The sequence below is a fragment of the Streptomyces sp. NBC_00083 genome, from assembly GCF_026343295.1.
GTDB lineage: Bacteria > Actinomycetota > Actinomycetes > Streptomycetales > Streptomycetaceae > Streptomyces.
Window position 1 is genome coordinate 1,105,816 of record NZ_JAPELY010000002.1, and the last position, 25,049, is coordinate 1,130,864.

Below are 25,049 nucleotides of genomic sequence, written 5' to 3' on the forward strand. Positions count from 1 at the left end.
CCGGACGGGCTGAAAGGGCGCGCTCGTCCTCAAACGCCGGACGGGCTGAAGCGCGCTCGTCCTCAAACTCCCCCAAGGCCTTAAGGGCCAGAGGGGACCCCCATGACCGGCTGAAGATGCCGCGGCCGGGCACCCTGCCAAGGGGGAGGATGCCGAGGCGGGCCACCCTGGGGCGCGGCCGGGGCTGCTTGGGGTGTGGCCCCGGGTGTTCGCGTAACCGGGGTCGCGGCTACGCCCCGTGCACCGTCCCGGCATACCGCCGTACGAACCGCGTCCCGCCCGCCGCCGACACCGTGACGTCGTAACCGCCCTCCCTGACCGGCCAGTTCAGCGAAGTCCGGCCCCCCGCCCGCACCCACACCACCCGCGTCGTCCGCTCGTCGGAGAGGGTGAAGGAGACCTCCGTCGCCCCCTCGTTGCGGAGGCTGAACTCCACGGTGCGGCCGTGGAGGGTGGCCGTCGCCGAGGGGACGGGGGACGCCGTCTCCTCGGCGGCGCGGAGCACCGTGCCCGAGAAGCGCCGCACGAAGCCGTCCGCGCCGTGGACCGTGAAGTCGTAGCGCCCGTCCGTCTCCGCCGTCTCCCAGACGTACGTCTTCGAGGCTCCCGGAGCCACCGTGAAGGGCGTACCCGTGAACGGCTTCAGGGTGTTGGGCAGCACCGTGAAGTGGAAGGCAGCCGCACCGTGGTTGGCCAGCGTGCAGGTCACCCGGCCCGTCGTGCGGTTCACCGCGACGTCCGCCCAGGGGCGGTAGGGCAGGGGGCGGTGCGGGCGGGTGCCCGGCTCCTGCGTGGGCATCGACTGGGCGCCGTTCGCGGGGAGCCGGACCGCCGGCAGCGCGTTGCCCGCGTCCGCCTTCGCCATCAGGGCCACCGTGTCGGGGAGCCGGGGGAGCGAGTAGTCCGGCCTCGTGAAGTCGAAGCACGTCGTCAGGTCCCCGCACACCGCCCGCCGCCACGCGGAGATGTTCGGCTCGCGCACCCCCGTCACCAGTTCGAGGAAGCGCAGGACCGATGTGTGGTCGAAGACCTGGGAGTTGACGTAACCCCCGCGCGACCAGGGCGAGATCGCCCAGAGGGGGACGCGGTTGCCGAGGCCTATCGGGCGGCCCGCCGCGAACTCGTCCGGGGTGCCCGGCTCGGGGAACGGCGGCAGGACGTGGTCGAAGTAGCCGTCGTTCTCGTCGTACATCACGAGGAAGACCGTGTGCTTCCACACCTCGGGGTTGGAGAACAGCGACCGCAGCGCCTGATCGACCCAGTGCGCGCCGTAGTCGGGTCCCGCCGAGGGGTGCTCGCTGAACAGGTACGGCGCCACCAGCCACGACACCGTCGGCAGCGTGCCGTCCTTGCAGTCCTTGTCGAAGGCCGCCGGGTCGAACTTCGTCATCGCGTTGACGTACCGCGGATCGTCCTTCGGGAAGGCGTGGAACTGCTTGAAGTACGACAGCGCGTTGTCGTCGTAGTCGCCGTACCGGTCGTCCTTCGACGGGTTGTGGTAGACCCGCCAGCTGACCTTCGCCGCCTCCAGGCGCTCGGCGTACGTCGTCCAGTCCGCGACCGGGTTGTCGGTGACCGGGGTGTTGTCGGTCCAGGGTCCGGTCGTGCCGTCCCTGCCGGGGCCGCAGGTGCCCGACCAGAGGTAGAGCCGGTTGGGGTCGGTGGGGCCGGCCTGCGAGCAGAAGTAGCCGTCGCAGAGGGTGAATGCGTCGGCGAGGGCGTACTGGTAGGGAATGTCCTCGCGCGTGAAGTAGCCCATGGTGCGCTCGCCCTTGGCGGCCACCCACTTGTTCATCGCGCCGCCGTTGATCGCGGTGTGGCCGGTGCCCCAGTCGTGGGGGAGGCCGCCCGCGTTCTGCGCGTTGTACTTCGTGGTGTCCATGCGGAACGGCAGCGTGAAGCCGTCCGAGCGGCCCGCGTCCGGCTGGCGGAAGACGGAGCCGCCGTCGGGGAAGGTCAGCGCCTGGCGGTCGTCGAAGCCCCGGACCCCGGACAGGGCGCCGAAGTAGTGGTCGAAGCTGCGGTTCTCCTGCATCAGGACGACGACGTGCTTGACGTCCTTGATGCTGCCCTTCGGGTGGGAGGCCGCGGCGGCGGTGGCGGTGTCGGGCAGGCCGACGGCGGCGGCGGCCGCGGTCGCGGCGGACGCGCCCACGAAGGCGCGACGGCTCAGCGGAGTCATGAGAGAGGAAGTCCTTGACGTCGGGAGGGGGCGGGCTCAGCGGAGAGTGAAGGTGACAGCGGGCGCCGCGTGGTCGGAGGGCCAGCCGTTGGCCGCGGTGTCCGGCATCGGCTTCGGCCAGCCCGTGCAGAGCGCGTACGCGGACTCGACGCGCAGCGGGCCCGCGTACTGGATCTGGTCGATCCGGTCCCGCGGCTCGTCGGGGCGCACCGGCGACCAGGTCGTGCCGGGCTCGCGGGCCGGGTTCGGGTGCGCCTCGCGGAACGCGTCGTGCAGTCCGGCCGATGCGAGCGCCACCGTCACCGGCCAGCGCACCTTGGTCGCCCGGTCCAGGTGGGAGGGCGAGGCGAGGCCGGCCGCGAGCACCACCGGAGTGCTCCGCGCCGCCAGGTCCCCCTTCACCGCGGCGAGCAGCGCCGTCGCCTGGCGGTACCTGAGGCTCGCGCGCTCGGCGGCCTCCACCTCGGCGGCGCTGTGCCCGTCCCGCAGCGCGTAGGGTCCGTACGCGGCCTCGTCCAGCTGGGCCGACCACAGCCGCAGCCTCCGCCCGCCCGGGAGCAGGAGCGTGGCCGCCGCCGCGGGCAGGGCCGCGACGGGGGCCGCCGGGTCCACGAGCGGGAAGCGGCTGACGATGCCGGCCCCGGCCGGGGTGTCGTAGGCGTGCCAGCCCAGGGCGTCGGCGAGCGGCTTCGCCGAGGTGCCGCCGGTCTCCTGGAGGGCCAGTGCGTCGAGGCCCTGTGTGAGCACGAGGCGCGCCAGCTTCTCCGGCGCGCCGTCGATGTGGGTCGCGGCGTCCCAGAGGTTGAGGGAGGCCACCGTCAGGCGCGGCCGGGACCCGGCGGCGCGCACCGGCACCTGCACGGTGACGGCGTCGCTCGCTCCCGCGCTGTCCTTGACCGCCACCACGATCCGCCCGGGGTGCGGGCCCGGCCGTGCCGGCGCCGTCCCGGTCACCGTGCCGTCGGCGCCGACCGCCAGCCACGCGTCACCGGACAGCCGCCGGAAGGACGGGGACCCGGCCGGGTTGCCCGGGGGCCGCACCCACAGCGGGGCCAGCGGGACCGACATCGGGGATCCGGCCGCGCACTCCCCGGTGGTGAAGGAGTCGACGACCGCGTGCGGCGCCACCACGGGCGGGCGCGCGGTGATCGTGATCGGCGGGGTCTGCGCGAGGACGCCGTAGCCGTCCTTGGCCAGGAGGTAGGCCGTGTAGACGCCTTCGCCGAGACCGGAGGTGTCGAGCGTGAGGTCGCCCGCGGCGGTCGTCACGTACGCCCAGACCAGCGAGGAGCCGGTGCCGGGCCTGCGGTCACCGTCGTAGATCCCGAGCCAGTTCTTGGGATCGGGGGCGTCGGTGGTCCAGTGGAAGGCGAGCCTGTCGCCCTCGCGGGGGCTGCCCGGCGCGACGAGCCGGACCGTACTGAGGGGGGACACGGAGGGGCTGGTCCTCTCGATGAGCGCCGTGGTGGGGCGAGTTGGCTGGACAACTTCGCCAAGTCAGCCAGGCGTCCGCACACGCGATGTGAACGGAGGATGACCAGATGTGGGAGATCCACGGGCGCGCCGGGAGGGGGCACGGGGGCGGTGACCGAGGGTGAGCGGGATATCCGTTTCGTGGTGAGGGTGGTGCGCCCCATAGGATTGGCCCCACACCACACTCACTCACCCCTGAGGATCGCTGCATGCCTGGCATTACGCGCGAGGAGGTCGCCCACCTCGCCCGGCTGGCGCGTCTGGAGCTGAAGGGCGAAGAGCTCGACCACTTCGCCGGACAGCTCGACGACATCATCGGCGCGGTCGCCCGCGTCTCCGAGGTCGCCGACCAAGACGTCCCCCCGACCTCCCACCCGCTGCCGCTGACCAACGTCATGCGCGCGGACGAGGTCCGTCCGTCGCTCACCCCCGCGCAGGCGCTCTCCGGCGCCCCGGCCCAGGAGCAGCAGCGTTTCAAGGTGCCGCAGATCCTGGGGGAGGACTAATCACCATGACGGACATCATCAAGCTCACCGCGGCCGAGATCGCCGCGAGGATCGCGTCCGGCGAACTCACCGCCGTCGAGGTCACCGAGGCCCACCTGGCGCGCATCGAGGCCGTCGACGAGAAGGTCCACGCCTTCCTGCACGTCGACCGCGAGGGCGCGCTCGCGCAGGCCCGCGCCGTCGACGCCAAGCGTGCGGCCGGCGAGAAGCTCGGCCCGCTGGCCGGAGTGCCCCTGGCGCTGAAGGACATCTTCACCACCGAGGGCATCCCGACCACCGTCGGCTCGAAGATCCTCGAAGGCTGGATCCCGCCGTACGACGCGACGCTCACCAAGCGCCTCAAGGACGCCGACGTCGTCATCCTCGGCAAGACCAACATGGACGAGTTCGCCATGGGGTCCTCCACCGAGAACAGCGCGTACGGCCCGACCGGCAACCCGTGGGACCTGACCCGCATCCCGGGCGGCTCCGGCGGCGGCTCGTCCGCCGCCCTCGCCTCCTACGAGGCGCCGCTCGCCATCGGCACGGACACCGGCGGCTCCATCCGCCAGCCCGCCTCCGTCACCGGCACCGTCGGCGTCAAGCCGACCTACGGCGCGGTCTCCCGCTACGGCATGGTCGCCTTCTCGTCCTCCCTCGACCAGGGCGGCCCCTGCGCCCGCACGGTCCTGGACGCGGCGCTGCTCCACGAGGTCATCGCCGGGCACGACCCGCTCGACTCGACGTCCATCGACGCGCCGGTCCCGCCGGTCGTCGAGGCCGCCCGCAACGGCTCGGTGGCCGGGATGCGCGTCGGCGTCGTCAAGCAGTTCGCGGGCGAGGGCTACCAGGCCGGCGTCGTCCAGCGCTTCAACGAGTCGGTCGAGCTGCTGAAGTCGCTCGGCGCCGAGATCGTCGAACTGGACTGCCCCTCCTTCGACCTGGCGCTCTCCGCGTACTACCTGATCGCGCCGTCGGAGTGCTCCTCCAACCTGGCCCGCTTCGACGCCATGCGCTACGGCCTGCGCGTCGGTGACGACGGCACCAGGTCCGCCGAGGACGTCACCGCGCTGACCCGCGAGGCCGGCTTCGGCGACGAGGTCAAGCGCCGCATCATCCTCGGTACGTACGCGCTGAGCTCCGGCTACTACGACGCGTACTACGGCTCGGCCCAGAAGGTCCGCACCCTCATCACGCGCGACTTCGAGAAGGCCTTCGAGCAGGTCGACGTGATCGTCTCGCCGACCACGCCCACCACCGCCTTCCCGATCGGCGAGCGCGCCGACGACCCGATGGCGATGTACCTCGCGGACCTGTGCACCATCCCGACCAACATGGCGGGCAACGCCGCCATGTCGCTGCCCTGCGGCCTCGCGCCGGAGGACGGACTGCCGGTCGGGCTGCAGATCATCGCCCCCGCCATGAAGGACGACCGCCTGTACAAGGTGGGTGCCGCCGTCGAGGCCGCCTTCGTGGAAAAGTGGGGACACCCGCTGCTTGAGGAGGCTCCGTCGCTGTGAGCGCACTGACCAAGGCCAAGGGCTTCAAGAAGTCCAAGGCCGGTACGTACCTGTCCATCGGCACCACCGCCTTCGGTGCCATCAGCGTCGCGAAGCAGGCCAAGAAGGCCCGCACCGAGAACGACACGCTGAAGCTCCTGGACGCCATCGTCTCCGCCGCCGCCATCGCCACCGGCGTCGCCATCCTGCTGCGCGAGCTCAAGCGCATCGGTGACGACGACGTCCTGTTGGGCTGAGAGGGAAGTTTTTCACCGTGACCGTCACTGATCTGGTCTCGTACGAGGACGCCCTCGCGACGTACGACCCCGTCATGGGCCTTGAGGTCCATGTCGAACTCGGCACCAAGACCAAGATGTTCTGCGGCTGTTCGACCGAGCTGGGCGCGGAGCCCAACTCGCAGACCTGCCCCACCTGCCTCGGCCTGCCCGGCTCGCTCCCGGTCGTCAACGCGATCGGCGTCGAGTCGGCCGTCAAGATCGGCCTCGCGCTGAACTGCGAGATCGCCGAGTGGTGCCGCTTCGCCCGGAAGAACTACTTCTATCCGGACATGCCGAAGAACTTCCAGACCTCGCAGTACGACGAGCCGATCGCCTTCAACGGCTATCTGGACGTCCAGCTGGAGGACGGCGAGATCTTCCGCGTGGAGATCGAGCGCGCCCACATGGAGGAGGACACCGGCAAGTCGCTGCACGTCGGTGGCGCGACGGGCCGCATCCACGGCGCCTCGCACTCGCTCCTCGACTACAACCGCGCCGGCATCCCGCTCATCGAGATCGTCACCAAGCCGATCGAGGGCGCGGGCGAGCGGGCCCCCGAGGTCGCCAAGGCGTACGTGGCCGAGCTGCGCGAGGTCATCAAGGCGCTCGACGTCTCCGAGGCCCGGATGGACAAGGGCCAGATGCGCTGCGACGTGAACCTGTCGCTGCGCCCGCACGGCGTCGAGAAGTTCGGCACGCGGTCGGAGACCAAGAACGTCAACTCGCTGCGCTCCGTGGAGCGGGCCGCCCGCTTCGAGATCCAGCGGCACGCGGCGGTGCTGTCCTCGGGCGGCACCATCGTGCAGGAGACCCGTCACTTCCACGAGGAGGACGGCTCCACCACCGCCGGGCGCATCAAGGACAACGCCGAGGACTACCGCTACTTCCCCGAGCCGGACCTGGTGCCGGTGGCTCCCGCGCGCGCGTGGGTCGAGGAACTGCGCTCCGCGCTTCCCGAGATGCCGCGGGTGCGGCGCAACCGGCTCCGCGAGGACTGGGGCGTCACCGAGCACGACATGCAGTCGATGCTCAACGCCGGCGCCGTCGACCCGATCGTCGCGACGATCTCCGCCGGGGCGGACGCGGCAGGTGCGCGCAAGTGGTGGATGGGCGAGCTGGCCCGTAACGCCAACGAGCAGGGCGTCGCCCTGGACGAGCTGCCCGTCACGCCGGAGCAGGTCGCCCGGGTCGTGGCGCTCGTCGCCGCGGGCGACCTCAACGACAAGCTCGCCCGTCAGGTCATCGAGGGTGTCCTCGCGGGCGAGGGCGACCCCGACGCGGTCGTCGAGAAGCGCGGCCTGAAGGTCGTCTCCGACGAGGGTGCGCTCGGCGCGGCCGTGGACGAGGCCATCGCGTCCAACGCGGCGGTCGCGGACAAGATCCGGGGCGGGAAGGTCGCGGCGGTGGGTGCGCTGGTCGGTGCGGTCATGAAGACCACGCGCGGTCAGGCCGACGCGGCGCGCGTGAAGCAGCTCATCCTGGAGAAGCTGGGCGTCGAGGGCTGACCCCTCCGCCCCCGAGAGGGCGGCCCCGCCGGGACTTGCCGGCGGAGCCGCCCTCTCGCCTTCCCCGGGGCTCCGCCCCAGCCCCCGTTCGCGCCTTGAGGCCGTTCGTCCTCAATCGCCGGACAGGCTGGGGTGCCCCGCACTGGGCATGCCGCCCAGGCCGATACCGCTGGGGGCGCGGGGAACTGCGCGAGACGCGGGCACGGCCCGCAGACGTAGGCGGGGTTGCCTGGGGCGCTGCCCCAGCCCCCGTTCGCGCCTGAACGGCGCTCGTCCTCAAACGCCGGGCGGGCTGGGGTGGCCTGGATTGGGCACCCTGCCAGGGGCAAACTCCGCCAGGGGCGCGGGGAACTGCGCGGCGCACGGAAGGCAGACGGCGCGCGTCGTCGGGGACCTCTCGGGAGCGGCGCCATGCGCCCGCCGATCGCCAGACGACAGCCGATCCGCGGCCTGCTCCCATGGCCGAGGCTCGACCACGTCGTCTCCGTCGGAGGCGTCCTCCTCGAACCAGCCCGTCCCCGCGAGCCATGTCTCCAGCCACGCTGCGAGGCTCGGGGAGTCGAGGAACCAGCACTGCTCCCACGATCCGCCGCTGTACGGGTTCGGCTCGAAGAGCAGGACCTGACCGTCCTCACTGAGACAGTCAACGCCCGCATACATGGCACAGCCCCAGGTCAGGATCGGTACGACGCCTTCGGGCCACTCCGGGTGCTCCACTCCCATCGCCGCCTCACGTCGCGTCAGGTATTCACCCACGACGCTGGAGCCCGGACCGAGCAGCGGCAGCAATCGGTAGTCAGGGCCGAAGCCACCGTCGGCAACCTCGCCGTACAGGCGCGCGAGTAGGGGATGCAGCGCTATGCCCAGTTGCCTCTCGGCCTCCGCGACCTGGGCTTTGTCGACAGGTTCGGGAAGATCCCCGCTGTCCGATGCGGCCCGGGTGGCTACGCGTTGTATGAGGTCATCAATGTCGGTCACGGCCGTGATGCTGCCAGAGCCCACTGACATGTCGGTGCACACCCAAGGGCGTCCCGCCGAACGATCAACTCTGTACGTACCCGCGTACCCCCCTTACCACCGTCACCTGCTGGAAGAGGCTCGCTCAGAGCCAGAGCCAGAGCCAGAGCCAGAGCCAGAGCCCGAGACGCGCTCCTCCCGGCCCATCTCGGTGACGAGAGTGGAGGAGATGTGCGCCAGATCGGGGTCCGCAGCGATGAAGAGCGTTTCGACTCCGGCCAGTTCGTGGTTCATGCGGGCCATCGGCAGTTCGTAGTCCAGGTCGCGAATGCCGCGGACTCCGCGGATGACGACATCGATTCCGGCGCGGCGGCAGTAGTCGACCAGCAGGCCGCCGGTGTGGGAGTCGATAGTGACGTTGCTCAGATCAGCTGCCGCCGCGCGGAGCCGGTCCAGCCGTTCCGGGACGGGGAAACGGCCGGTCTTGTTCACGTTGAACATCACGCACACGACGACCTCGTCGAACAGGCGGGCAGCGCGCCGGAGTACATCCTGGTGCCCTTGAGTGACCGGGTCGAACGATCCTGGGAAGAGGGCTCGCATGATCGGAGAGAGTAACAAGCGGCTGCTCCCGGTGTGCAGGGCCGGGGAAGCGTCCTCCGTGCTCAGGGGCGCGCACCACTGCGTCGGCCGGGGTTGGACTTTCGGGGGGAGCGCTTGGACGTTCATCCGCGGGTCCGGGCGGGGCCTTCTGGGGGACACCCTGGGTCACTAGCGTTCCCCCCGTACGCCCCATACCGCCCGGGAGGACCCCTTGACCACGGACAACGCAGGCGCAGCCACCGGCTTCTCACGGCGACGCCTGCTCGCCCTCGGCGGAGGCGCCCTCGGCGTCGCCACCGCCGGCTCGCTGCTGCCGCCCTCGCTGCAGACGGCGATGGCCGCCGGGCCGCCCCCCGGCGGGATGAGCACGGTCAAGCACGTCGTGATCCTCATGCAGGAGAACCGGTCCTTCGACCACTACTTCGGCACCCTGCGCGGCGTCCGCGGCTACGGCGACCGCAACGCCCTCCAACTCCCCACGGGCAAGCCCGTGTTCGAGCAGCCCGGCCCGCTCGGCAGCACCGTCCTGCCGTTCCCCGTGCGCGGCGCGGCCGCCGCCCAGCACAAGGACCTCCAGTACATAGGCGCCCTCGACCACTCCTGGAGCGGCGGCGCCAAGGCCTGGAACGCCGGCTGGATGGACAACTGGGTCTCCGCGAAGACCTCGGCGACGATGGCGTACTACGACCGCCAGGACATCCCCCTGCACTACGAACTCGCCGACACCTTCACCGTCTGCGACGCCTACCACTCCTCCATCCACAGCTCCACCAGCCCCAACCGCAACCACTTGTGGAGCGGGAAGACCGGCTTCGAGCCGAACGGGCAGCGGGCCGTCGGCAACGACGCCTATGACGAGGGGACACATCCCGGGTACGACTGGGGGACCTACGCCGAGCGGCTCGAAAAGGCCGGGCGCAGCTGGAAGACGTACACCGAGTGGGAGAACTTCACCGACAACCAGATCGAGTTCTTCACCACGTTCAAGGCGATCGCCCGCAAGGCCCTTGCGAAGACCGGCGGGCACACGTTCATGGAGTCCTTCTACGGGGCCGTGCGCGACGCTCCCGGCGACGCCGAGCGGCAGCGGCTGCTCGGCCTGCTCGACCAGGGCGTCGCCACCCTCACCAAGGCCGAACGCAGCCTGTTCGAGCGGGGGTTGAGGCGGGTCCCGACCGGAACGCTCGCCGACGCGTTCGGCGAGGACGTCGCGAACGGCACCCTGCCCGAAGTCTCCTACCTGGTGCCCTCCGCGCTCGACTCCGAGCACCCGAGCGTCTCCTCGCCCGTGCACAGCGCCACCATCGTCTACAAGGTGCTCGACGCGCTCGGCAAGCACCCCGACGTCTGGCGGCACACCGTCGTCCTCATCAACTACGACGAGAACGACGGCTTCTTCGACCACGTCCCGCCGCCCGTCGCCCCGCCCGAGGTCGCCGACGAGCAGTGGCAGGGCAAGCCGACCGGGCTCGGCGCCCGTGTGCCGATGCTCGTCGTGTCGCCCTGGAGCGTGGGCGGTTACGTCTGCTCCGAGGTGTTCGACCACACGTCGGTCATCCGGTTCCTGGAGCGCTGGACCGGGGTGCGGGAGCCCAACATCAGTGCCTGGCGGCGTACCGTCACCGGCGATCTGACCTCCGCCTTCGACTTCACCCGCGGCAGGCGGCAGCCCGCCGTCGGCCACCCGGGGCCCATCCCGCCGCTGAGCGGCCGGTGGAAGCCCGTGCCGCCCGCCGAGCAGCACATGCCCGTCCAGGAGGAGGGCACCCGGCCCGCCCGGCCGCTGCCCTACCAGCCGGACGCCTACGCGCGGATCACCCAGGGCGCGCTCCAGGTGCAGCTCAGCAACAACGGCCGGGCCAGCGCCCACTTCGCGCTCTACCCGTACGCCAAGGAGTTCGCCGCGCCCCAGCACAAGGACGTCCGGGGCACGGCGCAGTGGAGCGTGCCCACGGCCGGCGGGGGCTACCGGTTCACGGTGACCGGGCCCAACGGGTTCCGGCGCGAGTTCGAGGGCGCCACTGCCACGGACGCCGCCGAGGTGACCTCGTACCTCGATCATCACGACCGTGACATCCATCTGACGCTCCGCAACCGCGGCCGGGCGCCGGTCACCTTCACCGTGCGGCCGCTCGGCTACGCGGACGAGGCCGACCTGCGGGACTGGAGGCGGACCGTCACGGTCAAGCCCGGCCGCAGCCGCACCGTGGTGCACTCCGCCGCCGACGCGCACGGCTGGTACGACCTCGAAGTGACCGCGGACGGCCCCACCCCCTTCCGCAGGCGCCTCATGGGCCACATCGAGAACGGCCGCCCCAGCGTCTCGGGGTGACCCGAGGGGGCCCCGGGGAGTCCTCCCGCCCCGGCGGTGTGCGACCGTGCGAGGGTTGCTCAGCAGCCGGCGACCCGAGCAGGGGCCGCCGGCGCGGGCCGTGACCATGCAGGCGCACGCAGGTGGAGGAGCGGGATGTTCGCACGATCGCTGGGGAACGACGGGGCCGAGCTGGGTTCCCTCGAACCGTGGCAGGCCGAGGAGTTCCTCGCCCACATGGACCGCGGGCGCGACTTCATCGGCACCTACATCCCGCTGCCCGACGTCGCGGCCGACCTGGCGTCGGCCCGCGCCTACCTCCAGATGTACGCGGACAAGGCGGCATCGGACACCGGGCGCCTGTACGGCATCCGGCTCGACGGCGTCCTCGTCGGCGGGGTCCTGTTCCGCACCTTCGACGCGGCGCAGGGCGTCTGCGAGATCGGCTGCTGGCTGGAGCCCGCGGCGGTCGGGCGGGGCCTGATCACCCGCGCGGCCACCCTGCTCATCGACTGGGCCGTCGAGGTCCGCGGCATCCACCGCGTCGAATGGCTGGCCTCCGCCGAGAACACCGCGAGCATCGGCGTGGCCAGACGGCTCGGCATGACCAGGGACGGCGTGCTCCGCGAGAGCTACCTCTACCGCGGAGTGCGCCACGACAGCGAGGTCTGGGCGGTACTCGCCCCCGAGTGGCGGGCGGGGCGTTAAGGAAGCTCTCAGCGGGCTCTCAGAAACGGCCCCTAGCGTGCCCGGCATGAACGCCACCCCCGCCACGACGAAGACCGACGCCGCAACCGAGCCCACGACGGACGCCGAGACCGAGGGCGCGTCCACCACCGAGGCCGCGTCCAGCACCGGGGGAGCGACCGCCGAAACGGCCCCCGCCGCCACCGACGCCCCGGACACCGACGCCCCGGACGCCGGCGGCCCGGAGCACCTCCACGACGACGAGGACGCCCTCGACGGCGAACTCGACGCCCCGGCCGCCACCCGCCCCGGCTTCGGCGCGGGCGCGGCCGCCGTCGTCGCCGCCGCGCTCGGCGCGGTGTCGCTCAGCGGCACCTGGATGGGCAAGACCCTCTCCGAGCGCGCCACCCTCGTCGGGCAGATCAAGACCTCCCAGTCCGGCACCGCGGCCCAGCAGATCCAGGAGATCTACGGCAACTCCTGGCACACCACCGCCCTGGTCAACGGCGTCTTCGCGCTGCTCGCCCTGATCGTCGGCGCCGCCGTGCTCGCCCGCCCCGCGTTCGGGACGCCGGGCCGCGCCGAGCAGCCGGTGTGGGTCAAGGCCGTCGCGCTGGCCGGAGTCGTCCTCGGCGTCGTCGGCCTGCTGATCTCCGCGGGCATGTACCTCGACCTGTTCGCGGCGCTGCCCAGCGCCAAGGGCTGAGGCGACGGCGCCGAGGGCCGAGGCCACGGCGGCGTATCCGGCGGGGGTGCCTAAGGCGCCCCCGCCCCGCCTTAGGCACCCCCGGTCCGCCATCCGGACCGTCTAAGGCGCGACCCCCGTACAGATGCGGCACTCGCCCCATGCGGGAGTGGCCCCTGGGAGACGAGAGTTGAGGCATCGCAAGGGACCGGAACACCGGGCCCGAGCGACCACCCCAACCACCTCGGTCACACCCCAGGAGCCACGAGATGTACGACTACGAGATCTACAAGACCCGCCAGGCCGACCTGCTGCGCCGCGCCGACCAGGAGCGCCTGGCCCGCCAGGTCCGCCGGGACGCCCGCCGCGCCGCCCGGCACAGTGGGGGCAACGGCACGGAGGGGCAGGTGAGTTCAGTGCGGAACCGGTTCGCACGGGCCGCCTGAGCGACCCCGCCGCCCGCGATGACGACCACCCCGGCCACCCCGCCCCCGGCCCGCCCGGGACCCACCGTCCGGACCCCGTCCCCGGCCGCCGCCCCGACCTCCTCCGGGGCCGCCTCCCAGGCCGGGGACGGACCGTCCGCCCCGATGTCGGTGGCCTGTGCGATGCTCGGCGGCGTGGAGACCAGGTCAGTCAGCCCCGTGTTCGTCGGCCGCGCCGAAGAGCTGCGGACATTGAACGAAGCACTCGCCCGCGCCTCGGCGGCCCAGGGGGAGCCGCAGGCGCTGCTCGTCGGCGGTGAGGCGGGGGTCGGCAAGAGCCGGCTCGTCGAGGAGTTCACCGACGCGGCCCGCGCCGTCGGCGCCGTGATCGCCATCGGCGGCTGCGTCGAGGTCGGCGCCGACGGGCTGCCCTTCGCCCCCTTCTCGACCGCGCTGCGCGCGCTGCGCCGCCAACTGCCCGACGAGCTGGCCGCCGCGGCCGACGGCCAGGCGGAGGAGCTCGCGCTGCTCCTGCCCGAGCTGGCAAGGCCGGGCCTGCCGCTCGCACGGGAGGACGGCACGGCCCGCCTCTTCGAACTCACCGTACGGATGCTGGAGCGGATCGCCGCCGAGCGCACCGTCGTCCTCGTCCTCGAAGACCTGCACTGGGCCGACGCCTCCACCCGCCATCTGCTCACCTACCTCTTCCGCACCCTGCGGCGCGGCCGGCTCGTCGTCGTGGCCACCTACCGCGCCGACGACATCCACCGCCGCCACCCGCTGCGCCCCCTCCTCGCCGAGCTCGACCGGCTGCGCAGCGTGCGGCGCATCGAGCTGCCCCGCTTCACCCGCGCCGAGGTCCACCACCAGCTCACCGGAATCCGCGCCGCCGAACCCGAACAGCGCCTGGTGGACGAGATCTTCGAACGCTCCGACGGCAACGCCTTCTTCGTCGAGGAACTCGTCGTGTGCGGGGACGCGGGCACCGCCTGCCCCGGCCTGAGCGACTCGCTGCGCGACCTCCTCCTGGTCCGCGTCGAGAGCCTGCCCGAGGACGCCCAGCAGGTGGTGCGGATAGCCGCCGAGGGCGGCTCCACCGTCGAGTACCCGCTGCTCGCCGCGGTCGCCCGGCTCTCCGAGGACAAGCTCATCGAGGCCCTGCGGGCCGCCGTCGGCGCCAACATCCTGCTCCCCGCGCCGGACGGCGACGGCTACCGCTTCCGCCACTCCCTGATGCGCGAGGCCGTCAGCGACGACCTGCTGCCCGGCGAGTCCTCCCGTCTCAACCGGCGCTACGCGCAGGCGCTCGAAGCCGACCCGTCGCTGGTGCGCGCCGACGAGCACACCACCCGGCTCGCCACCTACTGGTACCACGCGCACGACCCCGCCAAGGCGCTGCCCGTCGTGCTCCGCGCCTCCGTCGAGGCCCGTCGCCGGCACGCCTACGCCGAGCAACTGCGGCTGCTCTCGCGGGCGATGGAGCTGTGGGACGGCGTCCCCGAGGAGATACGCGCCGGGCTCAGACCCCTGGACCACGCGGGCTCCTACCCGGCCTGCGGCTGCGCCCCCGGCAGCGAGGCCCCCCTGCGCCACCTCGACCTGCTCGCCGAGTCGGTCGAGGCTGCCCGCCTCTCCGGCGACCGCGAACGCGCCCTGAAGCTCGCCAAGAAGGCCCTGCGGCTCATCGACGCCGAGAGCGGCCGGCCCTCCGAGAACGACCCGCTGCGCGCGGCCTGGTTCTGGACCCAGCTCTCCCGGTTCATCCAGAGCCTGGGCCGCGGCGACGGCTGGGCCGAGATCGCCACCGCGCAGGAACTGGTGCGCGGCCTTCCGCCGTCCCCCGTCCACGCCGAGGTGCTCGCCACCGCCGCCGGCTGGCGGATGCTGCACAAGCCGGGCGGCGACACGCTCGCCGAAGCCGAACAGGCCGTCGCCTACGCCAAGTTGGTGGAGACCGAGGAGATCGAGCTCAACGTCAGGCTCACCCTCGGCACGCTCCAACTCGACTCCGGCTCGATCGAGGAGGGCATCGCCACGATGCGCGCGGTGATCGACCGCTCCCTCGAACTGGGCCTGGTGGGCGAGGCGACCCGCGGCCATGTGAACCTCTGCTCCGGCCTGGAGGCGGTCGGCCGCTCCGCGGACGCCGTGCGCGTCGCCGACGAGGGGGTGGGCCTGGCCCAGCAGTACGGCCTGCTCGACAACGAGGCGTGGGTGCAGGCCAACCGTGCCGAGTCGCTCTTCACGCTCGGCCGCTGGGCGGAGGCCGCCGACTCCGCCGAGCGGGTCCAGCGCACCGCGGTGAGCACCAAACCGCGCGGCAACGCCCTGATGCGCCGGGCCGATCTCGCGCTGTGCCGGGGCGAGTTGGAGCAGGCGACGGCCTTCCTCGCCGAAGCGCACGCGGCGTTCGGCAGCTACGACCCGATGGCCCAGCACGTGATCCCGCTGGCCCGGACCGCCGTGGAGTACGCCGCCGCGCAGGGCCGGATCGAGGAGGCGCGCGCCGAGCTGGCCCGCGCGGCCGAGCGCGGCTTCCCGCTCGGCACGCAGCGCTACGCCTGGCCGCTGCTGGTCGTGGCCGCCGCGATGGAAGCCGACGTACGGGGTCTGCCCTCGGCCGAGCAGGGCCGGGCCGACGCCCTCGCCCTCATCCGTGCCGCGGCCACGAGGCTTCCCACCGGCGCGCCCTCGTGGGAGGCGCTCGCTCTCGTCGTCGCCGCCGAACTGGAACGCGCCGAGGGCCGCGACACGGCGGCCCACTGGGAGGCCGCCGCCCACGCGCTGCGGCCCCTGGCCCGCCCCTACGACCTGGCCCAGGTCTGTCACCGCTGGGCCGCGGCCCTGCTCGCCGAGGGCGGCGACCGCGAGCGCGTCGCCTCGCTGCTGCACCAGGCCCATGCCGAAGCCGAGCGGCTGGACGCCCGGCCGCTGCGCGACCAGCTGGAGCTCCTCGCCCGCCGGGCCCGCCTCCCGCTGACCGCCCCCGGCCCGGTGGTGCCCGACGACCCCGCCGACCCGGTGGAGGCGCTCGGTCTCACCAGCCGCGAGCAGGACGTCCTGCGCCTGGTGGCGGCGGGCCACACCAACCGCCAGATCGCCGAGGAGCTGTACATCGCGCCGAAGACGGCGAGCGTGCACGTCTCCAACATCCTTGCCAAGCTGGGGGTTTCGGGCCGGGGCGAGGCGGCGGCCCTCGCGCACCGGCTCAACCTCTTCCACGACGCGGCGGCGATCACCCCCGGCCCGTGACCGTCCGGCCCTACGTGACGGTCGGCCCTAGGAGATGTCCGGCCCTACGTGACGTCCAGCTCCAGGATGCGGTCGTCGCCGGGCTTGGGGGTGCCGCGCGAATCGGTGTTGTTGGTGAGCGCCCAGAGCTTGCCCGGCCCGGCCGCGAGCACGGTGCGCAGCCGTCCGTACCGGCCGGTGAGGAACGCCTCGGGAGCGGCGAGCGCCGTGGTGCCGTTCAGCGGGACGCGCCACAGCCGCTCGCCCTTGAGCGCGGCCAGCCACACCGAGCCGCCGGTGTACGCGATTCCGCTGGGGGAGGCCTCCGAGGTCTTCCACTGCGCGACCGGGTCGACATAGCCGGGCTTGCCGCCCCGGCCCTCCACGACGGGCCAGCCGTAGTTCTTGCCGGGCTCGATGTAGTTGAGCTCGTCCCAGGTGTCCTGCCCGAACTCCGAGGCCCACAGCCGGTTCTCGCTGTCCCAGGCGAGGCCCTGCACATTGCGGTGCCCGGGGGAGTACACGACGGAGTCCGCGTCCGGATTGCCGTACGCGGGCTGCCCGTCGGGCGTCATCCGCAGGATCTTCCCGCCGAGCGACGTCTTGTCCTGGGCCAGCCCCCGGTCACCGGTCTCACCGGTCCCGGCGTAGAGCATCCGGTCGGGGCCGAAGGCGATCTGCCCGCCGTTGTGGACGGTGCCCTTGGGGATGCCGCGCAGGATCGTGTCGGGCGCCCCCAACTGCTGGCCCGCGGGACGCTTCGGGTCGTAGTTCATCCGGGCGATGCGGTTGTCGGACTCGGTGGTGAAGTACGCGTAGACCAGGTGGTCGGCGCCGTACGTGGGGGAGAGGGCGAGACCGAGCAGGCCGCCCTCGCCCTGGTGGTCGACGCCCGGCACGCTGCCCACCGCGGACTTCGCGCCGGTCGTGGTGTCCACGTGCAGGACGGAGCCGTCGTCCCGGGAGCCGACGAGGAGGCCTCCCTCGGGGAGCGCCGCGATGCCCCAGGGAGACCTGAGGTCCTGGACGACGGTCCTTGCCACCTTCACCGAGCCCTTGGCGGGCGGGAGTTGGACGCTGGGCGTCGCGGCCGGGGAGGCCGCCCCGGCCCCGGAGGCCGAGCCCTGCCCGCGCGGCTGCGGGGTGCCGGAGGAGCAGCCGGCCGCGAGCACGAGCGCGGTGGCGGCCAGGGCGGTGGCCACGGTGGTTCGTCGCACGGTGGTGGTTCCCTTCGACGGGGTCGATGCGGTGGGCCCATTCTGGCGGTCCGGGCACCCCCGCCCCGCCCGACTGTCCGACCGCCCGAACGCGCGCGACGCCGGGCACCCGCACGCCGCCCCGGTCAGTCGCGTGCCGCCGGGAGCGCCGCGAGGTCGGCCAGGTCGCGCGGGGTGAGGGAGAGCTCCGCCGCGCGGGCGTTCTCGCGCACCCACTCGGCGCGCTTGGCACCGGGCACGGGGACGACCTGGTCGCCGAGGCGCAGCAGCCAGGCCAGCGCCACCTGGCCCGGGGTCGCCCCGTGCCGCTCGGCGATCCGGCGCAGGCCCGCCACCACGGGCTGGTTGGCCGCCATCATCTCCGCGGTGAAGCGGGGGTGGCGGGCCCGTATGTCGTCCGGCTCGAAGCCCTGGCCCGGGGTGAGCGTGCCGGTGAGGAAGCCGTTGCCCAGCGGCATCGCGGCCAGCAGGGCCACACCGCGTGGCGTGCACCACGGGAGCAGCGCGTCGAGGGCCTCCCGCGACCACACGGACAGCTCCGCCTGCACGGCGGCGACCGGGAAGACCTGCTGCACGCGCTGGAGCTGCCGCACCGTCGACTCGTACCGGCCCACGTGCAGCCCGTGCACCCCGGCCACCGGCGCCGTGCGCCGCACCGCCCGCGCGCCCATCGCGCTGAGCCCGAGCGCGCGCACCTTCCCCGCCGTCACCAGCTCCGCCATCGCGCCCCAGGTCTCCTCGACGGGGACCTCGGGGTCGGCGCGGTGCAGCAGGTACAGGTCGATGACCTCGGTCCCCAGGCGGCGCAGTGAGGCGTCGCAGGCCCGACGCACGTACCCGGGGCGGCCGTTGGCGACCACGTGCTGGTCGCCGCCGACCAGGAGCCCGCACTTGGTGGTGACGAACGCCTCGGCCCTGCGCTCCTTGAGCACCCGGCCGATCAGCAGCTCGTTGGTGAACGGGCCGTACATGTCGGCGGTGTCCAGCAGATTCGAGCCGGTGTCCAGGGCCGCGTGCAGGGCCCCGACGGAGCGGTCGAGGTCCTGTTGCGAGCTGGTGTAGCCCCAGCTCATCGGCATGCAGCCGAGCCCGATCGCACCCGCCCGCAGGGCCCCCGCCCCGATTGTCCTGCGCTCCACCTGGCCGGATCCCTCCCTCGTCGCTCCCCAAACTAACCCGGGGCCTCCCGGCGCCTTCGCATAGCCTCCTGACCATGAGCGCAGACGTGTGGATCCCCTTCGACCCGGCCGACGTGCCGGGCCTCCCCGACTCCCTCGGCTACCGGGTCTGGGACGGCGGCCCGGAGTTCCCCGCCGACCCCGCCGACTGCGCCGTCTACGTGGTCCCGTACATGAAGCCGTCCGAGACCGCGGTCCGCCCGCTCGCCGCCATGACCGGCCTGCGGGTCGTGCAGACGCTGACCGCGGGCATCGACCACGTGCAGCCCGGCATCGGCCTGCTGCCGCCCGGCGTACGCCTGTGCAACGCGCGCGGGGTCCACGAGGCGTCCACCGCGGAGCTGACCCTGACCCTCGTCCTCGCCTCACTGCGCGGGATCCCGGGGTTCGTGCGGGGACAGGAGAAGCAGGAGTGGCGGTCGGGGTTCTACCCCGCCCTCGCCGACAAGTCGGTCCTGATCGTCGGGTACGGGTCGATCGGCGCCGCCATCGAGGACCGGCTCGCGCCCTTCGAATGCGCGCGGGTGGCGCGCGTCGCGCGCTCCTCGCGCACCACGGAGCGCGGCGCCGTGCACGGCTGGGCCGATCTGCCCGCGCTGCTCCCCCATGCCGACGTCGTCATCGTCTCCACCCCCCTCACCGACCTGACGAAGGGCCTGGTGGACGCCGCGTTCCTGAGCCGGCTCAAGGACGGTGCGCTCCTGGTGAACGTCGCGCGCGGACCGGTCGTGGAGACCGAGGCGCTGCTGGCCGAACTGAAGTCCGGGCGTCTGCACGCGGCACTGGATGTCACCGACCCCGAACCCCTGCCCGCGGGGCACCCGTTGTGGAGCGCTCCGAACGTTCTGATCAGCCCGCACGTGGGCGGTTCGAGCTCCGCCTTCCTGCCCCGCGCCAAGCGTCTGCTCGCCGCTCAGCTCACCCGCTTCGCGGCCCAAGAACCCCTCGCCAACGTGGTTCTGACGACGGATCAGTAACGCTCCGCAGCGGTTCGGGCGCACCGGGTGCCCTCACGACTGCACGCTGTCACTGAGCGTATAGGGACTATGTCCCTGAGTGACGAGACTGGTGTATCGTCCCGACCGGGGGCCGGCGCCGTGCGTCTACGGCGCGGGCGAGCGATCACTGCGAGGGGGGCGACGGGCGATGCACGGCCAATGGACGAACGATCCGACGCGGCGGAGCCGCCTGCGGCAACCGTGCCGCGCGTATCGCGCAGCGATGCACCGCGGTGGAGCGGCGACCGCCGGGGCGATAAGCGGAACAACGACGAACGGCGCCCAAAAGCACGGCCCGCGGGCCGGCGAATCCACGATCCGGCCCCGGCCGGAGGGGACCGTGCTGCGGGCCCGGTGGCGGGGAGCGGTCCGGTGAGCGCGCCGGGTGCGATTCTCACCCGACCCCCGATGGCCGGCGGCGGGACCGGCATGGTCTCCCAACTGGCCCTCGCACTGATCTGTGCGGGATATGCCACCGGCGCATTCCTGGGCTGGGGTTCCGAGGAACTCGCCCTGATCATGGGCGACTTCGGGCTCGCCTGCGCGGCCCTCATCGCCGCGGTCTCCTGCTTCCTGTACGCACAGGACGCGGCGGAGAGCGAGAGCAGCTTTCGGCCGGCCTGGCTGCTGTTCTCCTTCTCCTCCGCCATGGCCGCCTGCGGCAACGGCGTCTGGGGCTGGTACGAGGTGGTGCTGCGGCGCCAGGTGCCCACCCCCTCGCCCGCCGACTTCTTCTTCCTCTGCTTCGCGCCGCCCGCCATCGTGGGCCTGCTCGTCCTCGCCAAACGCCCCGTCACCAGGGCGGGTTGGGTCTGTCTCGGGCTCGACTCCTGGCTCATCGGCGGCTCCCTGCTCACCCTGTCCTGGAGCCTGGCCCTCGCGCGCACGGCCCACGAGGGCGAGGGCGAAGGGGTCGCCCACGCCACCCTCACCCTCGCCTATCCGCTGCTCGACATCGTGCTGGTCAGCATGGTGCTCGCGCTGCACTTCCGGCGCTCCTCGGCCAACCGGTCCGCGGTGAACACCGCGATCGCGGCGCTCGCCCTGACCGTGCTGTGCGACGCCCTGTTCACCTCGCCGCTGCTGCGTGAGCACTACCGCTCCGGCCAGCTCCTCGACGCCGGCTGGTTCGCCGGCTCCCTGCTGCTCGCCTACGCCCCCTGGGGCGCCCGCAGGCTGCCCCCGGCGCCGCCGCGCCGGCCGGACGTCACCCCGCTCGGGGTGGGCCCCGCCGCCGGCCGGGGCCGGGCGCACCCGCTGCCGGTGACCCGGCCGCTCGCCAGTTCGCTCGCCGCGCTCACGCCGTACCTCGCGGCCGCGGTCTGCACCCTGGGCATCCTCTACAACGTCATCGAGGGCCACCGGGTCGACCGGATGGTCGTCCTCACCGGCTGCACCGTGGTGCTCGCCCTCGTGGTCCGCCAGGGGATCATGCTCCTCGACAACATCGCGCTCACCCACGAACTGGCCCAGAAGGAGAACCACTTCCGCTCCCTGGTGCAGGGATCGAGCGACGTCATCATGATCGCCGCCCCCACCGGCATGCTGCGCTACGTCAGCCCCGCCGCCGCCGGGGTCTACGGGAGAGACGCGGAGGAGCTGGTCGGCTCCGAGCTCGCCTCGCTCATCCACCCCGAGGACCTCGGCCGGGTCGTGCACGAGGTGCGCCGTTTCCTCGCGGCGCCGCCCGCCGACGAGCCCACGACGCGGATCGAGTGCCGCTTCAAGTCGGGGACCGGCGAGTGGCTCAACGTCGAATCCACCGTCAACCGCCACCAGGGCGGGCTCATCCTCAACAGCCGCGACGTGACCGAACGCGTCAGGCTCCAGGCGCAGTTGGAGCACAACGCCGAACACGACCCGCTCACCGACCTGCCCAACCGCGCCCTGTTCACCAAGCGGGTCCGCAAGGCGCTCGGCGGACGGCGCACCACCGACCCCGGCACCGCCGTGCTCTTCATCGACCTCGACGGCTTCAAGCAGGTCAACGACACCATCGGCCACCAGGCCGGCGACGAGCTGCTCATCCAGGCCGCCCGTCGCCTCCACGAATCCGTGCGCGCGGGCGACACCGCGGCGCGGTTCGGCGGCGACGAGTTCGCCGCGCTGATCCTCGGCGACGGCACCCGCGACCGGGTGGCCCGCGAGTACCACGTACGGGAGATCGCCGACCGGCTGCGCCTGACCCTGTCGCAGCCGTACCAGATCGACGGCAACGAGGTCCGCGTCGCCGCCTCCATCGGCGTCGCCTTCGCCGAGCCGGGCGTCGGCGCGGGGGAGCTGCTGCGCAACGCCGACCTCGCGATGTACCGCGCCAAGAAGGGCGGCAAGAACCGGGTCGAGCTGTACGCACCGCAGATGCAGGCCGAGGTGGTCCGCAAGTCGGAACTCGCGGCCCGGCTGCGTACGGCACTGAGCGACGGCGAATTCGTCGTGCTGCACCAGCCCGTCGTCGACCTCACCACCGGTGCGGTCGCCGCCGTCGCCGCCCAGGCCCGCTGGCGCTCCGCGCAGGGCATCCTGTTCACGCCGGCCGAGTTCCTGCGGGTCGCCGACGAGAACGAGCGCGCCGCGAAGCTGGGGCGCTGGCTGCTCGAAGAGGCCGTCGAGCTGGCCGCCGAGCGCCGCCGCGCGGGGCTCGCGGCCCCCGTGTCGGTCCGCCTCTCGGCCCGGCGCCTGCTCGACAAGTCGCTGCCGATCGGCGCCCTGGAAGCCCTGCTCGCCCGCCACGGGCTGCCCTCCGGCGCCCTGATCATCGAGCTGGCCGACAGCGACCCGAGGATCTCCTTCGACGAGCTGGAGCGGCGCCTGGTGGGGCTGCGCAGGCTCGGTGTGCGCATCGCGCTCGACGGGTTCGGCAGCGGCTACGCGGCGATCAACGCGCTGCGCCGGCTCCCCATCGACCTCCTGAAACTGGACAGGGGGCTGATCGAGGGCGTCGTCGAATCGGCCAGACTGCACAAGATCACCGCGGGGCTGCTCCGGATCGCCTGCGATCTCGGCATGCAGTCGGTGGCCGACGGGCTCGACGCGCCGGAGCAGGTCCTGGCGCTGCGGGCCATGGGGTGCACCCACGGGCTCGGCATGGCGTTCTCGGGACCGCTCGACGAGTACCGGCTGCGCCGGTCCCTCGCGCGCGGCGAGTTCCCGGTGCCCGGCGGGGCCGCGCTCCCCGTGCTCAGTGGCCGGAGCCGGCCCCTGCTCGGCTCACATAATGAGACGCCCGTCCCACCTCCTTGACACCACCGGCGCGCCGGGGGGAGGGTCAATGCCATGCGCACCCGAATTCTCGTACTTGGAAAGCGCGTCGGCTGAAGCGGAGCCCCAGCAGGCCCCGCAGACCGCACCCGACGCGCTCCCCTCGCTTGCCTCACGGCACGAGGGGTTTTTTGTTGCACTGGCACCCCTCAAGCACCACCGAAGACTTGACCAAACCCCCGCAAAAACCCTCAGCTTCGAGAAGAGAATGCCGATGACCGAGCAGGCCACCGGGGCCCACCATCCGCAGCCGCGGCCCCGTAACGGCGGACACCAGTCCGCGACCGTCGAGCACGTCACGGGCGCGAAGTCCCTCATCCGTTCTCTCGAGGAGGTCGGGGCGGAGGTCGTGTTCGGTATCCCCGGCGGTGCCATCCTGCCGGCGTACGACCCGATGATGGACTCGACGCGGGTCCGTCACGTCCTGGTCCGCCACGAGCAGGGTGCGGGCCACGCGGCCACCGGTTACGCGCAGGCCACCGGCAAGGTCGGGGTGTGCATGGCGACCTCGGGTCCCGGTGCCACCAACCTGGTGACCCCGATCGCCGACGCCCACATGGACTCGGTGCCGCTCGTCGCGATCACCGGTCAGGTCTCCTCCAAGGCGATCGGTACGGACGCCTTCCAGGAGGCGGACATCGTCGGCATCACCATGCCGATCACCAAGCACAACTTCCTGGTCACCAAGGCCGAGGACATCCCGCGCACCATCGCCGAGGCGTTCCACATCGCCTCGACCGGCCGGCCGGGCCCGGTCCTGGTCGACATCGCCAAGGACGCCCTGCAGGCGCAGACCACGTTCGCGTGGCCGCCGCAGACGGACCTGCCGGGCTACCGGCCGGTCACCAAGCCGCACGCCAAGCAGATCCGTGAGGCCGCCAAGCTGATCGTGGCGGCCAGGCGCCCGGTCCTGTACGTCGGCGGCGGTGTCCTGAAGGCCGGCGCCACCGCCGAGCTGAAGGTCCTCGCGGAGCTCACCGGAGCGCCCGTCACCACCACCCTGATGGCGCTCGGCGCCTTCCCCGACAGCCACCCGCTGCACGTGGGAATGCCCGGCATGCACGGTGCGGTCACCGCCGTCACCGCGCTGCAGAAGTCGGACCTGCTCATCGCGCTCGGCACCCGCTTCGACGACCGTGTCACCGGCAAGCTGGACAGCTTCGCACCGTTCGCGAAGATCATCCACGCGGACATCGACCCGGCGGAGATCGGCAAGAACCGCGAGGTCGACGTCCCGATCGTGGGCGACGCGCGCGAGGTCATCGCCGACCTGGTCCAGGCCGTCCAGGCCGAGTACTCCGAGGGCCACAAGGGCGACTACAGCGCCTGGTGGAAGGACCTCAACCGCTGGCGCGAGACGTACCCGCTGGGCTACGACGAGCCCAACGACGGCACGCTCTCCCCGCAGCGCGTCATCCAGCGCCTCGGCGAGCTGGCGGACCCGGACACCATCTACGCGGCCGGCGTCGGCCAGCACCAGATGTGGGCCGCGCACTTCGTCAACTACGAACTGCCCGCCACCTGGCTCAACTCGGGCGGCGCCGGAACCATGGGCTACGCGGTCCCCGCCGCCATGGGCGCCAAGGCCGGACAACCGGACCGCATGGTTTGGGCGATCGACGGCGACGGCTGCTTCCAGATGACCAACCAGGAACTGACCACCTGCGCGCTGAACAACATCCCGATCAAGGTCGCCATCATCAACAACGGCGCCCTCGGCATGGTCCGCCAGTGGCAGACCCTGTTCTACAACCAGCGCTACTCCAACACCGTGCTGCACTCGGGCCCCGAGGACGGCATCGCCACCGAGGGCAAGCCGAGCGGCGGCACCCGCGTCCCGGACTTCGTGAAGCTGTCCGAGGCGATGGGCTGCTACGCGATCCGCTGCGAGCGCCCCGAGGATCTGGACAAGGCGATCCAGGAGGCCAACTCGATCAACGACCGTCCCGTCGTGATCGATTTCATCGTCCACGAGGACGCACAGGTGTGGCCGATGGTCGCCGCCGGCACCTCCAACGACGAGGTCATGGCCGCCCGCGGAGTCCGTCCCGACTTCGGCGACAACGAAGACGACTGA

General features: G+C 72.4%; 17 protein-coding genes and 1 pseudogene. 12 read left to right on the forward strand and 6 right to left on the reverse strand.

Annotated features, from left to right (window positions below; genetic code table 11):
- Positions 1 to 229: 229 nt before the first annotated feature.
- Together OOJ98_RS21390 and OOJ98_RS21395 are read right to left on the reverse strand one after the other, a co-directional pair.
- The gene (locus OOJ98_RS21390) at positions 230 to 2,182 is read right to left on the reverse strand and encodes a phosphocholine-specific phospholipase C (protein ID WP_267056544.1); all 1,953 of its coding nucleotides are present in this window, start codon (positions 2,180 to 2,182) and stop codon (positions 230 to 232) included.
- 36 nt (positions 2,183 to 2,218) lie between these two features.
- Positions 2,219 to 3,616: a hypothetical protein gene (locus tag OOJ98_RS21395; protein WP_267056545.1), complete on the reverse strand. Its 1,398-nt coding sequence runs from the start codon at positions 3,614 to 3,616 to the stop codon at positions 2,219 to 2,221.
- Between the two features lie 248 nt (positions 3,617 to 3,864).
- On the opposite strand from OOJ98_RS21395, the gene gatC reads away from it, so the two are divergent.
- The 4 genes from gatC to gatB are packed head-to-tail and all read left to right on the forward strand — an operon-like array spanning position 3,865 to position 7,422.
- Entirely contained in the window at positions 3,865 to 4,161 is a 297-nt protein-coding gene (gene gatC, locus OOJ98_RS21400; RefSeq protein WP_003966094.1) for an Asp-tRNA(Asn)/Glu-tRNA(Gln) amidotransferase subunit GatC, read from the forward strand.
- A 5-nt stretch (positions 4,162 to 4,166) separates the two neighbouring features.
- On the forward strand, positions 4,167 to 5,660 hold the full coding sequence (gene gatA / locus OOJ98_RS21405; protein ID WP_267056546.1) for an Asp-tRNA(Asn)/Glu-tRNA(Gln) amidotransferase subunit GatA: 1,494 nt from the start codon (positions 4,167 to 4,169) through the stop codon (positions 5,658 to 5,660).
- Positions 5,657 to 5,896 (forward strand): hypothetical protein, encoded by a 240-nt coding sequence (locus tag OOJ98_RS21410; RefSeq protein WP_267056547.1) that lies wholly within the window; start codon positions 5,657 to 5,659, stop codon positions 5,894 to 5,896. The genes gatA and OOJ98_RS21410 overlap by 4 nt, the downstream gene beginning before the upstream one ends.
- Positions 5,897 to 5,913: 17 nt before the next feature.
- Positions 5,914 to 7,422 carry an Asp-tRNA(Asn)/Glu-tRNA(Gln) amidotransferase subunit GatB gene (gene gatB / locus OOJ98_RS21415; protein ID WP_267056548.1) on the forward strand — a complete coding sequence of 503 codons (1,509 nt, stop codon included), beginning with the start codon at positions 5,914 to 5,916 and terminating at the stop codon, positions 7,420 to 7,422.
- Between the two features lie 429 nt (positions 7,423 to 7,851).
- On the opposite strand, the pseudogene OOJ98_RS21420 reads toward gatB, so the two are convergent.
- Positions 7,852 to 8,430, reverse strand: a pseudogene (locus tag OOJ98_RS21420) (SMI1/KNR4 family protein); the annotation flags it as partial.
- A gap of 72 nt (positions 8,431 to 8,502) precedes the next feature.
- Positions 8,503 to 8,982, reverse strand: coding sequence for a pantetheine-phosphate adenylyltransferase (gene coaD, locus OOJ98_RS21425; protein ID WP_267056549.1), 480 nt, complete (start codon positions 8,980 to 8,982; stop codon positions 8,503 to 8,505).
- 211 nt (positions 8,983 to 9,193) lie between these two features.
- Here coaD and OOJ98_RS21430 point away from each other — a divergent pair, with 211 nt between their 5' ends.
- The 5 genes from OOJ98_RS21430 to OOJ98_RS21450 all read left to right on the forward strand — a co-directional run bounded on the left by OOJ98_RS21430 (position 9,194) and on the right by OOJ98_RS21450 (position 16,342).
- Positions 9,194 to 11,314: a phosphocholine-specific phospholipase C gene (locus tag OOJ98_RS21430; protein ID WP_267056550.1), complete on the forward strand. Its 2,121-nt coding sequence runs from the start codon at positions 9,194 to 9,196 to the stop codon at positions 11,312 to 11,314.
- 135 nt (positions 11,315 to 11,449) lie between these two features.
- Positions 11,450 to 12,001 carry a GNAT family N-acetyltransferase gene (locus OOJ98_RS21435; protein WP_267056551.1) on the forward strand — a complete coding sequence of 184 codons (552 nt, stop codon included), beginning with the start codon at positions 11,450 to 11,452 and terminating at the stop codon, positions 11,999 to 12,001.
- Positions 12,002 to 12,047: 46 nt separating this feature from the next.
- The gene (locus OOJ98_RS21440; protein ID WP_267056552.1) at positions 12,048 to 12,686 is read left to right on the forward strand and encodes a hypothetical protein; all 639 of its coding nucleotides are present in this window, start codon (positions 12,048 to 12,050) and stop codon (positions 12,684 to 12,686) included.
- A gap of 248 nt (positions 12,687 to 12,934) precedes the next feature.
- Positions 12,935 to 13,111 (forward strand): hypothetical protein, encoded by a 177-nt coding sequence (locus tag OOJ98_RS21445; RefSeq protein WP_267056553.1) that lies wholly within the window; start codon positions 12,935 to 12,937, stop codon positions 13,109 to 13,111.
- A 144-nt stretch (positions 13,112 to 13,255) separates the two neighbouring features.
- Positions 13,256 to 16,342, forward strand: coding sequence for a helix-turn-helix transcriptional regulator (locus tag OOJ98_RS21450; RefSeq protein ID WP_267056554.1), 3,087 nt, complete (start codon positions 13,256 to 13,258; stop codon positions 16,340 to 16,342).
- Between the two features lie 44 nt (positions 16,343 to 16,386).
- Here the strand turns inward: OOJ98_RS21450 and OOJ98_RS21455 are convergent, their stop codons facing one another.
- A complete protein-coding gene (locus OOJ98_RS21455) occupies positions 16,387 to 17,538 on the reverse strand; it encodes a sorbosone dehydrogenase family protein (RefSeq protein WP_267056555.1) in 1,152 nt (383 codons plus the stop codon).
- A gap of 125 nt (positions 17,539 to 17,663) precedes the next feature.
- Positions 17,664 to 18,677, reverse strand: coding sequence for an aldo/keto reductase (locus OOJ98_RS21460; RefSeq protein ID WP_267056556.1), 1,014 nt, complete (start codon positions 18,675 to 18,677; stop codon positions 17,664 to 17,666).
- Positions 18,678 to 18,751: 74 nt separating this feature from the next.
- Between OOJ98_RS21460 and OOJ98_RS21465 the strand changes: the two genes are divergently transcribed.
- The 3 genes from OOJ98_RS21465 to OOJ98_RS21475 all read left to right on the forward strand — a co-directional run bounded on the left by OOJ98_RS21465 (position 18,752) and on the right by OOJ98_RS21475 (position 25,049).
- Positions 18,752 to 19,693 carry a 2-hydroxyacid dehydrogenase gene (locus OOJ98_RS21465; RefSeq protein WP_267056557.1) on the forward strand — a complete coding sequence of 314 codons (942 nt, stop codon included), beginning with the start codon at positions 18,752 to 18,754 and terminating at the stop codon, positions 19,691 to 19,693.
- A 393-nt stretch (positions 19,694 to 20,086) separates the two neighbouring features.
- On the forward strand, positions 20,087 to 22,954 hold the full coding sequence (locus OOJ98_RS21470) for a bifunctional diguanylate cyclase/phosphodiesterase (RefSeq protein ID WP_267056558.1): 2,868 nt from the start codon (positions 20,087 to 20,089) through the stop codon (positions 22,952 to 22,954).
- A 226-nt stretch (positions 22,955 to 23,180) separates the two neighbouring features.
- Positions 23,181 to 25,049, forward strand: a complete 1,869-nt coding sequence (locus OOJ98_RS21475) for an acetolactate synthase large subunit (protein WP_267056559.1) — start codon at positions 23,181 to 23,183, stop codon at positions 25,047 to 25,049.

Bases quoted from the DNA above. Each gene is read 5' to 3' on its own strand.
- OOJ98_RS21390 (WP_267056544.1), bottom strand. From the start codon at position 2,182: ATGACTCCGCTGAGCCGTCGCGCCTTCGTGGGCGCGTCCGCCGCGACC.
- gatC (WP_003966094.1), top strand. From the start codon at position 3,865: ATGCCTGGCATTACGCGCGAGGAGGTCGCCCACCTCGCCCGGCTGGCG.
- gatA (WP_267056546.1), top strand. From the start codon at position 4,167: ATGACGGACATCATCAAGCTCACCGCGGCCGAGATCGCCGCGAGGATC.
- coaD (WP_267056549.1), bottom strand. From the start codon at position 8,982: ATGCGAGCCCTCTTCCCAGGATCGTTCGACCCGGTCACTCAAGGGCAC.
- OOJ98_RS21435 (WP_267056551.1), top strand. From the start codon at position 11,450: ATGTTCGCACGATCGCTGGGGAACGACGGGGCCGAGCTGGGTTCCCTC.
- OOJ98_RS21440 (WP_267056552.1), top strand. From the start codon at position 12,048: ATGAACGCCACCCCCGCCACGACGAAGACCGACGCCGCAACCGAGCCC.
- OOJ98_RS21445 (WP_267056553.1), top strand. From the start codon at position 12,935: ATGTACGACTACGAGATCTACAAGACCCGCCAGGCCGACCTGCTGCGC.
- OOJ98_RS21450 (WP_267056554.1), top strand. From the start codon at position 13,256: ATGTCGGTGGCCTGTGCGATGCTCGGCGGCGTGGAGACCAGGTCAGTC.
- OOJ98_RS21465 (WP_267056557.1), top strand. From the start codon at position 18,752: ATGAGCGCAGACGTGTGGATCCCCTTCGACCCGGCCGACGTGCCGGGC.
- OOJ98_RS21475 (WP_267056559.1), top strand. From the start codon at position 23,181: ATGCCGATGACCGAGCAGGCCACCGGGGCCCACCATCCGCAGCCGCGG.